The sequence below is a fragment of the Streptomyces sp. NPDC102258 genome (genome assembly GCF_055584685.1).
In genome coordinates this window covers 148,046-159,701 of the sequence record NZ_JBVJLO010000020.1, presented here as the reverse complement: position 1 = coordinate 159,701, position 11,656 = coordinate 148,046, and the positions used below count along the sequence as shown (strand labels likewise).

Annotated in this window: 12 protein-coding genes and 1 tRNA gene; 11 read left to right on the top strand and 2 right to left on the bottom strand. The window is 70.2% G+C overall.

Going from position 1 to position 11,656, the window contains the following annotated elements; translation table 11 throughout:
- Positions 1 to 144: 144 nt before the first annotated feature.
- From ACZ6ZT_RS28510 to ACZ6ZT_RS28495, 4 genes are all read left to right on the top strand, one after another.
- Positions 145 to 744: a TetR/AcrR family transcriptional regulator gene (locus ACZ6ZT_RS28510; RefSeq protein ID WP_469722894.1), complete on the top strand. Its 600-nt coding sequence runs from the start codon at positions 145 to 147 to the stop codon at positions 742 to 744.
- Positions 745 to 885: 141 nt separating this feature from the next.
- Positions 886 to 2,361: a DHA2 family efflux MFS transporter permease subunit gene (locus ACZ6ZT_RS28505; RefSeq protein WP_469722892.1), complete on the top strand. Its 1,476-nt coding sequence runs from the start codon at positions 886 to 888 to the stop codon at positions 2,359 to 2,361.
- A gap of 45 nt (positions 2,362 to 2,406) precedes the next feature.
- On the top strand, positions 2,407 to 3,462 hold the full coding sequence (locus ACZ6ZT_RS28500) for a UDP-N-acetylmuramate dehydrogenase (protein ID WP_469722890.1): 1,056 nt from the start codon (positions 2,407 to 2,409) through the stop codon (positions 3,460 to 3,462).
- A gap of 1 nt (position 3,463) precedes the next feature.
- On the top strand, positions 3,464 to 3,880 hold the full coding sequence (locus ACZ6ZT_RS28495) for a hypothetical protein (protein ID WP_469722889.1): 417 nt from the start codon (positions 3,464 to 3,466) through the stop codon (positions 3,878 to 3,880).
- Here ACZ6ZT_RS28495 and ACZ6ZT_RS28490 read toward each other — a convergent pair.
- Together ACZ6ZT_RS28490 and ACZ6ZT_RS28485 are read right to left on the bottom strand one after the other, a co-directional pair.
- On the bottom strand, positions 3,870 to 4,889 hold the full coding sequence (locus tag ACZ6ZT_RS28490) for an adenosine deaminase (protein ID WP_469722888.1): 1,020 nt from the start codon (positions 4,887 to 4,889) through the stop codon (positions 3,870 to 3,872). The two genes, ACZ6ZT_RS28495 and ACZ6ZT_RS28490, sit on opposite strands and share 11 nt — an antisense overlap.
- A gap of 262 nt (positions 4,890 to 5,151) precedes the next feature.
- Positions 5,152 to 6,378 carry a pyridoxal phosphate-dependent aminotransferase gene (locus tag ACZ6ZT_RS28485; RefSeq protein WP_469722886.1) on the bottom strand — a complete coding sequence of 409 codons (1,227 nt, stop codon included), beginning with the start codon at positions 6,376 to 6,378 and terminating at the stop codon, positions 5,152 to 5,154.
- 192 nt (positions 6,379 to 6,570) lie between these two features.
- Between ACZ6ZT_RS28485 and ACZ6ZT_RS28480 the strand changes: the two genes are divergently transcribed.
- The 7 genes from ACZ6ZT_RS28480 to ACZ6ZT_RS28450 all read left to right on the top strand — a co-directional run bounded on the left by ACZ6ZT_RS28480 (position 6,571) and on the right by ACZ6ZT_RS28450 (position 11,555).
- Positions 6,571 to 6,643: transfer RNA gene (locus tag ACZ6ZT_RS28480), tRNA-Trp, on the top strand.
- A gap of 105 nt (positions 6,644 to 6,748) precedes the next feature.
- On the top strand, positions 6,749 to 7,030 hold the full coding sequence (gene secE / locus ACZ6ZT_RS28475; RefSeq protein ID WP_030298162.1) for a preprotein translocase subunit SecE: 282 nt from the start codon (positions 6,749 to 6,751) through the stop codon (positions 7,028 to 7,030).
- A gap of 84 nt (positions 7,031 to 7,114) precedes the next feature.
- Positions 7,115 to 8,062: a transcription termination/antitermination protein NusG gene (gene nusG / locus ACZ6ZT_RS28470; RefSeq protein WP_469722885.1), complete on the top strand. Its 948-nt coding sequence runs from the start codon at positions 7,115 to 7,117 to the stop codon at positions 8,060 to 8,062.
- A 170-nt stretch (positions 8,063 to 8,232) separates the two neighbouring features.
- The gene (gene rplK / locus ACZ6ZT_RS28465; RefSeq protein WP_469722883.1) at positions 8,233 to 8,667 is read left to right on the top strand and encodes a 50S ribosomal protein L11; all 435 of its coding nucleotides are present in this window, start codon (positions 8,233 to 8,235) and stop codon (positions 8,665 to 8,667) included.
- An 88-nt stretch (positions 8,668 to 8,755) separates the two neighbouring features.
- Positions 8,756 to 9,484: a 50S ribosomal protein L1 gene (gene rplA, locus ACZ6ZT_RS28460; RefSeq protein WP_469722881.1), complete on the top strand. Its 729-nt coding sequence runs from the start codon at positions 8,756 to 8,758 to the stop codon at positions 9,482 to 9,484.
- A 200-nt stretch (positions 9,485 to 9,684) separates the two neighbouring features.
- A complete protein-coding gene (locus ACZ6ZT_RS28455; protein ID WP_469722880.1) occupies positions 9,685 to 10,557 on the top strand; it encodes an SCO4651 family lipoprotein in 873 nt (290 codons plus the stop codon).
- A gap of 140 nt (positions 10,558 to 10,697) precedes the next feature.
- The gene (locus tag ACZ6ZT_RS28450) at positions 10,698 to 11,555 is read left to right on the top strand and encodes an SCO4651 family lipoprotein (protein WP_469722879.1); all 858 of its coding nucleotides are present in this window, start codon (positions 10,698 to 10,700) and stop codon (positions 11,553 to 11,555) included.
- Positions 11,556 to 11,656 lie beyond the last annotated feature (101 nt).

Genomic DNA, 11,656 nt, shown 5'->3' with positions numbered 1-11,656 from the left:
AAGGACGATGAGACGGACGGGAAATCACCAAATCCCTCCCTGATGCGGATCAGCTGAGACCCCGCACCCCCGACCCCGACCCCCTCGCCTCCCCCCCCCGCAACCCCCTTGACCTAGTTAGTGATTGAGCACTAACTTTCTCGTATGGTCAGGATGAGCGCAGAAGAGCGGCGTGAGAGTGTGATCCGGGCGGCGGGTCGGGAGTTCGCCCGGGGGGGTTACCACGGGACGTCCACCGAGGCGATCGCCAAGCGGGTCGGGGTTTCGCAGCCGTACCTCTTCCGGCTCTTCCCGAGCAAGCAGGCGATCTTCATCGCCGCCGCCGCCCACTGCATGGAGACCACCCGGCGGGTCTTCGCCGAGGCGGCCGAGGGGCTGGAGGGTGACGAGGCCCTGCACTCCATGGCGGACGCGTACACGCGGTTGATCGCCGAGCATCCGCACGTGCTCCAGATGCAGCTCCAGATGTACGTCACCGTCGCCGCCGCCGAAGCGGCCGGCGACAGCGAGCTCGGTGAGTTCGTGCGTGCGGGCTGGCTGGAGTTGTGGGACACCGTCGCCGTGCCGCTCGGTGGCGACGTGAAGGAGACCACCACCTTCATGGCCTTCGGGATGCTCATCAACACCCTCGCGGCCATGGGCTTCACGCCCGGGCATCGCATCTGGGAGGGGCTCTACCCCTCCGCCCGGGCCAAGGCGCCCACGGGGGAGCGCGCGGAAGGGTCCGTCCAGGAGCCGCGCTGACCCGAAGCCGGCCGGGAGGCTGCCCCAGCTGCCCCTCCCTGCGGGCCAGCGTTCAACCCCGCCCCACCCCGCGGCAGACTCCTGCCCGCAAAAGTTAGTCAGCGATAACTAACAACAGAGACAAATCTCAGGGGGAAACACGTGAACCAGCAAGACCGCCTCAGTCGGCCCGCGGTCTGGGCCCTCGTCCTCACCGGTGTCGCCAGCTTCATGGCCGCCCTCGACAACCTCGTCGTCACCACCGCCCTCCCCGCCATCCGCACCGACCTCGGCGGGAAGCTGGAGGACCTGGAGTGGACGGTGAACGCGTACACGCTCACCTTCGCCGTCCTGCTGCTGTTCGGCTCCGCGCTGGGGGACCGCTTCGGGCGCCGTCGGCTCTTCATGGCCGGGCTCGCCACCTTCACCGTCGCCTCCGCGGCCGCCGCGCTCTCGCCCGGCATCGGGGCGCTGATCGCCGCCCGGGCCGTCCAGGGTGTCGGCGCCGCCGTGATGATGCCGCTCTCGCTGACCCTGCTCACCGTCGCCGTCCCGGCCGCCCGGCGCGGCATGGCCCTCGGCATCTACGGAGCCGTCACCGGCCTGGCCGTCGCCAGCGGCCCGCTGATCGGGGGCAGCCTCACCGAGCACATCTCCTGGCAGTGGATCTTCTGGCTGAACGTGCCCGTCGGCCTCGCCCTGCTCCCGTTCGCCCGCCTGCGCCTCGCCGAGTCCACCGCCCCCGACGCCCGCCTGGACGTCCCCGGCACCCTCCTCATCAGCGGCGGGCTCTTCGGGATCGTCTACGGCCTGGTCAACGCCAACGCCCACGGCTGGACCAGCGCCCCCGTCCTCACCGGCCTGATCGCGGGCAGCGCCCTCGTCGGCGGCTTCGTCCACCACGGCTTCCGCAACGCGAACCCCATACTCCCCATGCGGCTCTTCCGTGACCGGGGCTTCTTCGGGATCAACTTCGCCAGCCTGCTCATGTACCTCGGCATGTTCGGCTCGATCTTCCTGCTCAGCCAGTTCCTCCAGGGCGTCGCCGGGTACTCGCCCACCGAGGCCGGGCTGCGCATGCTGCCCTGGACCGGCATGGCCGTGATCGTCGCCCCGATCGCGGGCGTCCTGTCCGACCGGTTCGGCGGCCGGCCCGTCGTCGTCGCCGGGCTGGTCCTCCAGGCGATCGGCCTCGGCTGGTTCGCGACCGTCCTGAGCCCCGACATCTCGTACGCCGCCCAGCTCCCGGCCCTGGTCCTCAGCGGGATCGGCATGTCCCTCTACTTCGCCCCGGCCAACAACGTGCTGATGTCCACCGTCGCCCCCGCCGACCAGGGCCGGGCCTCCGGCACCAACAGCGCGCTCCGCGAGGTCGGCGGAGCCCTCGGCGTGGCGGTCCTCGCCTCCGTCTTCTCCGCCCGGGGCGGCTACGAGACCCCGCGGACCTTCACCGACGGCACCATCCCCGCCCTGTGGATCGGCGCCGCCGCGGTCGCCCTGGCCGCCGCCCTGACCCTGCTGGTGCCGCGCCGGGCCAAGCAGGTGTCTGCCCCGCTGCCCCAGGCCCCGGCCTCGGTACCGCCCCCCGTCCCCGCCGGGGCCGGGCGCCGTCTGGCGGAGCGGAAGCAGAGCCACTGAGTGCCCCGCCGGGATGCGGGGGGAGCGGACCGTACTCTTGTCCCCGTGCAGGAACTCCACGACGCTCCCCTCGCCCCGCTGACCACCTTCCGCCTCGGCGGCCCCGCGGCCCGCCTGGTCACCGCGACCACCGACGCCGAGGTCGTCGCCGCCGTCCGCGCCGCGGACACGAGCGGCACCCCCCTCCTGATCATCGGAGGCGGCAGCAACCTGGTCATCGGCGACCAGGGCTTCGCCGGAACCGCCCTGCGCATCGCGACCACCGGCTTCACCCTCGACGGCACCACCCTGGAACTCGCCGCCGGCGAGAACTGGAGCGACGCCGTCGCCCGCACCGTCGAAGCCGGACTCGCGGGCATCGAATGCCTCGCCGGGATCCCCGGCTCGGCCGGCGCCACCCCGATCCAGAACGTCGGCGCGTACGGCCAGGAAGTCCGCGACACCATCACCGAGGTCGTCGCGTACGACCGCACCAGCGGCGAGACCGTCACCCTCTCCGCCGCCGACTGCGACTTCCGGTACCGCAACAGCACCTTCAAGGACCAGCCCGACCGCTACGTCGTCCTGCGCGTGCGCTTCGCCCTGGAGGACGCGGGCGGCCTCTCCGCCCCGATCAAGTACCCGGAGACCGCCCGCGCCCTCGGAGTCGAGGCCGGCGACCGCGTCCCGGCGGCCCTCGCCCGCGAGACCGTCCTGCGCCTGCGCGCCGGCAAGGGCATGGTCCTGGACCCCGCCGACCACGACACCTGGTCCGCCGGCTCCTTCTTCCACAACCCGATCCTGACCGACGAGGCGTACGCCTCCTTCCTCGCCCGCGTCCAGGACCGCCTCGGCCCCGACACCGCCCCGCCCGCCTACCCGGCCGGCGAGGGCCGTACGAAGACCAGCGCGGCCTGGCTGATCGACAAGGCCGGCTTCACCAAGGGCTACGGCAGCGGCCCCGCCCGCATCTCCACCAAGCACACCCTGGCCCTGACCAACCGCGGCCAGGCCACCACCGAGGACCTCCTCGACCTCGCCCGCGAGGTCGTCGCCGGAGTCCACGCGGCGTTCGGCGTCACCCTCGTCAACGAGCCGGTGACGGTCGGCGTCCGCATCTGACGTGCACTGCCCCCGGCACGGGGCCGGTACGGACCCCACACGGCTGGTGGGCCGCGAGATCAGCCGGGTCGTCGCCTCCTGGCACGTCTGCGAGGGCGAGCGCTCCGAGGCGCCGCTCGACGTCTGGCTGATCGACAGCTCCGGCGAGTCCACCCGGATCACCACCGGCTCCGACCGGTGCCTCATCGTCGAGTCCGCCGCACCCCACGAGCCCTGGGACATGGGGGAGTGGGGCCGGATCGAGGTCGGTGAGGACCTCGGCGACCACCCCTTCCTGCGCCACCTCGGCCAGACCGTCGAAGCGGTCGCCGAGTTCGCGCTGCCCGCGCAGGGCCGGACCCATCTGGAGATCGGCTTCCCGGACGGCCACCGGGTGCGGGCCGACTGCTACCAGGGGGACCTGCGGCTCACCCGGTGAGCCAGTGGTCGATCCCGTCCAGCAGCTTGGCCTGTACGTCGTCGGGCGCGGCGCTGCCCCGTACCGACTGCCGGGCCAGCTCGGCCAGCTCCTGGTCGGTGAACGCGTGGTGGCGGCGGGCGATCTCGTACTGGGCCGCGAGCCGGGACCCGAACAGCAGCGGGTCGTCCGCGCCCAGCGCCATGGGCACCCCGGCCTCGAAGAGGGTGCGCAGCGGCACGTCCTCGGGCCGCTCGTACACGCCGAGGGCGACGTTGGACGCCGGGCAGACCTCGCAGGTGATCTGCCGGTCGGCGAGCCGCTGGAGCAGCCGGGGGTCCTCGGCGGCCCGGACGCCGTGCCCGATGCGGGAGGCGTGCAGGTCGTCCAGGCAGTCCCGGACGGAGGCGGGGCCGGTCAGCTCGCCGCCGTGCGGGGCCGCCAGCAGGCCGCCGTCGCGGGCGATGGCGAAGGCCCGGTCGAAGTCACGCGCCATGCCGCGGCGCTCGTCGTTGGAGAGCCCGAAGCCGACGATGCCGCGGTCGGCGTAGCGGACGGCCAGACGGGCCAGGGTGCGGGCGTCCAGGGGGTGCTTCATGCGGTTGGCGGCGATGACGACGCGCATCCCGAGGCCGGTCTCCCGGGAGGCGGAGTCCACCGCGTCCAGGATGATCTCGACGGCCGGGATCATCCCGCCGAGGAGGGGCGCGTACGAGGTGGGGTCGACCTGGATCTCCAGCCAGCCGCTGCCGTCCCGGACGTCCTCCTCGGCCGCCTCGCGGACCAGGCGCCGGATGTCCTCGGGTTCGCGCAGGCAGGAGCGGGCGGCGTCGTAGAGCCGCTGGAAGCGGAACCAGCCGCGTTCGTCGGTGGCGCGGAGTTTGGGTGGCTCCCCGCCGGTCAGGGCGTCCGGCAGCCGGACGCCGTACTTGTCGGCGAGCTCCAGCAGGGTCGACGGTCGCATCGAGCCGGTGAAGTGCAGGTGCAGGTGTGCCTTCGGCAGAAGCGTGAGATCGCGTGCGTGCTCCATTTGTTGATCCTGCCGTACCGCTGCGCTCGGCGGGAGGGGGTTTTACCGATCGGGGTCTTGCGCGAACACCTGAACGGGGTCCCGGGCCGGGCGCAATCCGCTGCGCGGGGCTTGCCGGGCGCCGCCCGGACCCGCGCCTCAAACGCCGGCGGGGCTGGAAATGCCGGGGTGCCGCCCGGCCTGCCAGAAGGGGTGGGGCCCCCGGAACGACCGAGCGGCGGCCCCCCCGGTGGGGGAGCCGCCGCTCAGGGTGCCGAAGGGGTTACGCCTTGGCCTCGGCCAGGAGCTTCTGGAGGCGGGAGACGCCCTCGACCAGGTCCTCGTCGCCCAGGGCGTAGGAAAGGCGCAGGTAGCCCGGGGTGCCGAAGGCCTCGCCGGGGACGACCGCGACCTCGGCCTCGTCCAGGATCAGGGCCGCCAGCTCCACGGAGGTCTGCGGGCGCTTGCCGCGGATCTCCTTGCCGAGCAGGTCCTTGACCGACGGGTACGCGTAGAACGCGCCCTCGGGGGTCGGGCAGAACACGCCGTCGATCTCGTTCAGCATCCGCACGATCGTCTGGCGGCGCCGGTCGAAGGCGGTGCGCATCTCGTGGACGGCGTCCAGGTTGCCGGAGACGGCGGCCAGCGCCGCGACCTGGGCCACGTTGGAGACGTTGGAGGTGGCGTGCGACTGGAGGTTCGTCGCGGCCTTGACCACGTCCTTCGGGCCCACGATCCAGCCCACGCGCCAGCCGGTCATCGCGTACGTCTTGGCGACGCCGTTGACGACGATGCACTTGTCGGCCAGCTCGGGAACGATCGCCGGGAGGGAGACGAACTTGGCGTCGCCGTAGACCAGGTGCTCGTAGATCTCGTCGGTCAGGACCCACAGGCCCTTGTCGGCGGCCCAGCGGCCGATGGCCTCGGCGTCGGCCTCGCTGTAGACGGCGCCTGTCGGGTTGGACGGGGAGACGAACAGGACGACCTTGGTGCGCTCGGTGCGCGCCGCCTCCAGCTGCTCGACGGAGACCCGGTAGCCGGTGGTCTCGTCGGCGACGACCTCGACCGGGACGCCGCCCGCGAGGCGGATCGACTCCGGGTAGGTGGTCCAGTAGGGGGCCGGGACGATGACCTCGTCGCCCGGGTCGAGGATGGCCGCGAAGGCCTCGTAGATGGCCTGCTTGCCGCCGTTGGTCACCAGGATCTGGGAGGCGTCCACCGCGTAACCCGAGTCGCGCAGCGTCTTCGCGGCGATCGCGGCCTTCAGCTCGGGCAGCCCGCCCGCCGGCGTGTAGCGGTGGTACTTCGGGTTGCGGCAGGCCTCGACCGCGGCCTCGACGATGTAGTCCGGGGTCGGGAAGTCGGGCTCGCCCGCGCCGAAGCCGATCACCGGACGTCCGGCGGCCTTGAGGGCCTTGGCCTTGGCGTCCACGGCGAGGGTGGCGGACTCGGAAATGGCGCCGATACGGGCGGACACCCGGCGCTCGGAGGAAGGCGTTGCAGAGGTCATGCGGCCAATCGTCCCAGACGGCCGAGAAGCCCCGCACACCGTTTCAGGTACCGGACGGAGCAGGTCCGGATGTCTTCTGTTCGACGTCAGGGCCCGGACCACGTACACTCACCTGTCGTTGGTCCTCACCAACCGCCCCAGAGCGTGAGCACTCCGTGCACCCGCTCGGATGCGGTAGGTTGAGGAGCGCAAAGGGTCGTAGCTCAATTGGTAGAGCACTGGTCTCCAAAACCAGCGGTTGGGGGTTCGAGTCCCTCCGGCCCTGCTCCACACTCCTAGTCGGATGTGTGCGCAGGTACGTACTTCGATGCAACGCCGTGCGGCGCAACCGGGCGCGGCTACGGCCACGACCCGGATTCAGGTGAGAGACGTGACGGACGCCCTGGGCTCCATCGACATGCCTGACGCCGAGGACGACACTCGCGAGAAGAAGGCCCGCAAGGGCGGCAAGCGCGGCAAGAAGGGCCCTCTGGGCCGGCTCGCGCTTTTCTACCGCCAGATCGTCGCGGAACTCCGCAAGGTCGTATGGCCCACCCGTAACCAGCTCACGACGTACACCACCGTGGTGATTGTCTTCGTCGTCATCATGATCGGTCTGGTGACCGTGATTGACTATGGGTTCCAGGAAGCCATCAAGTTCGTCTTCGGCTGATCCCCGCGGAGGGCGGCGCCTTGATGGGTGCCGCCCGTTTTCGCATGTTCCACCACCTTTTGTATCCAGGAAGAAGCAGCCACCGTGTCTGACCCGAACCTGAACGCGAGCCACGACTCCGTCGAGTCCGTCGAGGACGAGCTCGACATCGTCGAGGCGGCAGACGCTGTGGACCCCGACGAAGCCGAGCTCGCCGACGCCGAGGCCGGTGTCGCCGCCGAGGACGCCGCGCTGCACGTCGAGAACGAAGACGAAGACGCCGCCGAGGTCGCCGAGGCCGAGGACGCCGCCGAGGCTGAAGACGCCGCCGATGTCGAGGACGCCGACGACTCCGAGGACGAGGACGCCGCCGAGGTCGAGGCCGAGGCCGGCGAGGAGGCCGAAGAGGCCGCCGACGCCGAGCCCGCCGAGCCGGTCGACCCCGTGCAGGCCCTCCGCGACGAGCTGCGCCTGCTCCCCGGCGAGTGGTACGTGATCCACACCTACGCGGGCTACGAGAAGCGTGTGAAGGCGAACCTGGAACAGCGCGCCGTCTCGCTGAACGTCGAGGAGTTCATCTACCAGGCCGAGGTGCCCGAGGAAGAGATCGTCCAGATCAAGAACGGCGAGCGCAAGAACGTCCGGCAGAACAAGCTGCCCGGTTACGTTCTCGTCCGCATGGATCTGACGAACGAGTCCTGGGGCGTCGTCCGCAACACCCCGGGTGTCACCGGCTTCGTCGGCAACGCGTACGACCCGTACCCGCTGACCCTCGACGAGATCGTCAAGATGCTCGCCCCCGAGGCGCAGGAGAAGGCCGCCAAGCAGGCCGCCGAGGAAGCCGGTCTGCCGGCCCCCGCGGTCAAGCGCACCATCGAGGTCCTGGACTTCGAGGTCGGCGACTCGGTCACCGTCACCGACGGCCCGTTCGCCACGCTCCAGGCGACCATCAACGAGATCAACCCGGACTCGAAGAAGGTCAAGGGTCTCGTCGAGATCTTCGGCCGCGAGACCCCGGTCGAGCTGAGCTTCGACCAGATCCAGAAGAACTGATCCAGGGCTTCTGAACGACGCTTCCGAAACAGGTCAGATCGCCCCGCGAAGGGCGCTCTGACCTGCTCGGTTTTTAGCCCCGCACCTGTACCCGTTATCGTGGTGCGGTATGCCTCCATCCGGATGACCGGTTGGTGGCTGAAAACTCTCACTAGGACCCGGAGAGAGCAATGCCTCCCAAGAAGAAGAAGATCACGGGGCTTATCAAGCTCCAGATCAAGGCCGGTGCGGCCAACCCGGCTCCGCCGGTCGGCCCCGCGCTCGGTCAGCACGGCGTCAACATCATGGAGTTCTGCAAGGCCTACAACGCCGCGACCGAGTCGCAGCGTGGCATGGTCGTGCCGGTGGAGATCACGGTCTACGAGGACCGTTCCTTCACCTTCATCACCAAGACTCCGCCGGCCGCGCGCCTCATCCTGAAGAGCGCGGGCGTGGAGAAGGGCTCCGGCGAGCCGCACAAGACCAAGGTCGCGAAGCTGACGCGTGACCAGGTCCGCGAGATCGCCACGATGAAGATGCCCGACCTGAACGCCAACGACATCGACGCCGCCGAGAAGATCATCGCCGGCACCGCGCGTTCGATGGGCATCACGGTCGAAGGCTGATCCAGCCACCCCCCAGCACCACAGTGGTAGGACCAAGCGCTGGTCCGCACCACGACTCCACGCCTGAAGTCACAACACAGGAGCAGAAGTGAAGCGCAGCAAGACTCTCCGCGCTGCGGACGCCAAGATCGACCGGGAGAAGCTGTACGCCCCGCTCGAGGCCGTCCGTGTCGCCAAGGAGACCTCCGCGACCAAGTTCGACAGCACCGTCGAGGTCGCCTTCCGCCTGGGTGTCGACCCGCGCAAGGCCGACCAGATGGTCCGTGGCACCGTGAACCTCCCGCACGGCACCGGCAAGACCGCCCGGGTCCTGGTCTTCGCGACCGGTGACCGTGCTGCGGCCGCGGAAGCCGCCGGCGCCGACATCGTCGGCGACGACGAGCTGATCAACGAGATCGCGAAGGGCAACCGCCTCAACGAGTTCGACGCCGTTGTCGCCACCCCGGACCTCATGGGCAAGGTCGGCCGCCTCGGCCGCGTGCTCGGTCCCCGTGGCCTGATGCCGAACCCGAAGACCGGCACCGTCACGATGGACGTCGCCAAGGCTGTCACCGAGATCAAGGGTGGCAAGATCGAGTTCCGCGTCGACAAGCACTCGAACCTGCACTTCATCATCGGCAAGGTCTCCTTCTCCGATGAGCAGCTGGTCGAGAACTACGCGGCGGCCCTGGACGAGATCATCCGTCTGAAGCCGTCCGCCGCGAAGGGCCGCTACATCAAGAAGGCCGCCCTCAGCACCACGATGGGTCCCGGCATCCAGCTGGACTCCAACCGCACCCGGAACCTCCTCGTCGAGGAAGACCCGGCCGCGGTCTGATCCGGTGGGGCCTGACGGCTCCCTGATCAACTGAACGGGCCCGTCGCCCCCTTCCCGGGGGCGGCGGGCCCGTTTTCCGTTTCCTGTGCGAACACTGTGCGATTACTGTCAGCGCTGAGACGTACAGTCATCGCCGGCAGCAGGCCCCGGGCGGACCGCCCGCAGCGAGCCGCTGCCGTGGCACTCGGGGTGGGGAAGACATGAACGCATACCGCAACAAGACCGCCGGCGCCGTCCTGGCCGCGCTGCTGCTCGCAGGCGGCGCCACCGCGTGCGAGAACGGGGACGCCGCGAAGAAGACGGACAACGGGGCGTCCGCGGCCCCGTCCCAGGCCGCCAAGAAGCCGGCGGAGGTCGCCCCGGCCGCGTACCTGGAGAAGACGAAGAAGAAGTCCCAGGAGCTCACCTCCCTCAGCTACACCCTGTCCGGCAAGGCCGCCGGGCAGAACATCACGGGCGAGGCCGCCATGCGGATCAAGCCCACGGTGGCCATGTCGATGACGATGGACTCGCCGGAGGAGCCGGGCAAGAAGGTGGAGTTCCGCCTTCTCGACGGTGCCATGTACATGGGCAGCGAAGGCAAGTACCTGAAGTTCGACCTCAAGGCACTGGCTCCCGAGCAGGCCAAGGAGCTGGACTCCCTCGGCTCCGCCCAGCAGGGCCAGAACCCTGCCGACACGGCGGACAGCCTGAGCGCCTCCAAGGACCTCAAGACGGTCGGCGAGGAGACCATCGACGGCCAGAAGACGACGCACCTGGCCGGCACCGTCACGCTCGACGAGCTGAAGGCCCGTAGCGCCGCCTCGGCCCCCGATGCCAAGGAGCGCCAGGAGAAGAACTTCAAGGTGCTTGAGGAGCAGGGCATCAAGACCCTGACCATGGACATCTGGATCGACGAGGCCGACCAGGCCAAGCAGGTCCGCACGCAGGGCCAGGGCACGTCCGGCCCGATGGACGTCACCGTCAAGTTCAAGGACATCAACAAGCCGGTCGACATCACCGCGCCGCCGGCCGACCAGGTCATGGACCTGGCCGAGATGATGAAGGACTCGGGCGGTACGGGCGGCGCCTGAGCACCCCCGCGCGCGCATCCGAGACCGGGCCCTCCGCCTCCCTTCCGGGGAGCGGGGGCCCGGTTTCGTCGTGGTGGGCCGGTGATCTTCCGCGTAGGGTCATGGCGCTGTACGAAGATCCACATACGGGGGAGGGCCGGATGAATCAGGCGGTACGGATACGGATACGGACCGGCGCGGCGCTGACGGGGGCCGTGCTGCTCGTGGGGGGCCTGGCGGCCTGTGGCGGCGGGGCGGAGCCCGGTACGGGCAAGGGGGCCGTGGGCGCCGCCGGTGAGGCGCCCGGGGGCCAGTCGGCGCCCGCGTCCCCCGTGGAGGCGGTGAAGGAGTCATGGCTCAAGACGGCGGCGGCGAAGTTCGCCATGGTGGAGATCCGCAGTACGGGGGGCGACGGCAGGACCGTCACCCAGACCGGTACGAAGGGCTGGTACCCCGCGTCCCACGACCTGACGGTGAAGAGCCCCGACTCCGAGGCCCACTCCGTGATGACGGGGGACGTCGTCTACACCGAGCGCAAGGATCCGGCGGGCGGCAAGCCCTGGATGAAGCTGGACCTCTCCGTGGACGGCAAGCCCGGTGTCCGGATGAACGAGGACCCGGCGGAGTACCTCGCCCTCCTCCTGGGCCAGTCCAAGCTCACCCTGGTCGAGCCGGTGTCCTCGTCCGAGGCCCCCGGGACGCGGCACTACCGGGCCGTCCTGACCGGCGCGGACCTCCAGGCGGCCGACGAGGCCACCAAGGTCATGCCGGAGCAGGACCGCCAGTACCTCCGCGAGTCCGTGAAGCACCTCACGGCTCTGGAGGCGGACGTGTGGATCGGGAAGAACGGCTACCCGGCGCGCTTCACGGCGGTGAGCAAGGACGGCAAGGACGGCGAGGACGGCAAGGGCGCCACTCGGGTCGAGGCCACTTTCGACGGATTCGGGCAGGTCAAGCCGGTCGCGGCGCCCCCGGCCGATCAGGTGGCCGACTTCGACGAGGTGCTGAAGGGCGGCTGAGTCCCGGCTGAGTCCCCTGCTGAGTCACCGGCGGCTCCGGAGGCGATTTGCTTCCTGCGATTGCCTTCGCGTACGCTTCCGGAGAAGCCAAAGACCGCTGG

Bases quoted from the DNA above. Each gene is read 5' to 3' on its own strand.
- ACZ6ZT_RS28485 (WP_469722886.1), bottom strand. From the start codon at position 6,378: ATGACCTCTGCAACGCCTTCCTCCGAGCGCCGGGTGTCCGCCCGTATC.
- ACZ6ZT_RS28450 (WP_469722879.1), top strand. From the start codon at position 10,698: ATGAATCAGGCGGTACGGATACGGATACGGACCGGCGCGGCGCTGACG.
- ACZ6ZT_RS28510 (WP_469722894.1), top strand. From the start codon at position 145: ATGGTCAGGATGAGCGCAGAAGAGCGGCGTGAGAGTGTGATCCGGGCG.
- ACZ6ZT_RS28490 (WP_469722888.1), bottom strand. From the start codon at position 4,889: ATGGAGCACGCACGCGATCTCACGCTTCTGCCGAAGGCACACCTGCAC.
- ACZ6ZT_RS28455 (WP_469722880.1), top strand. From the start codon at position 9,685: ATGAACGCATACCGCAACAAGACCGCCGGCGCCGTCCTGGCCGCGCTG.
- rplK (WP_469722883.1), top strand. From the start codon at position 8,233: ATGCCTCCCAAGAAGAAGAAGATCACGGGGCTTATCAAGCTCCAGATC.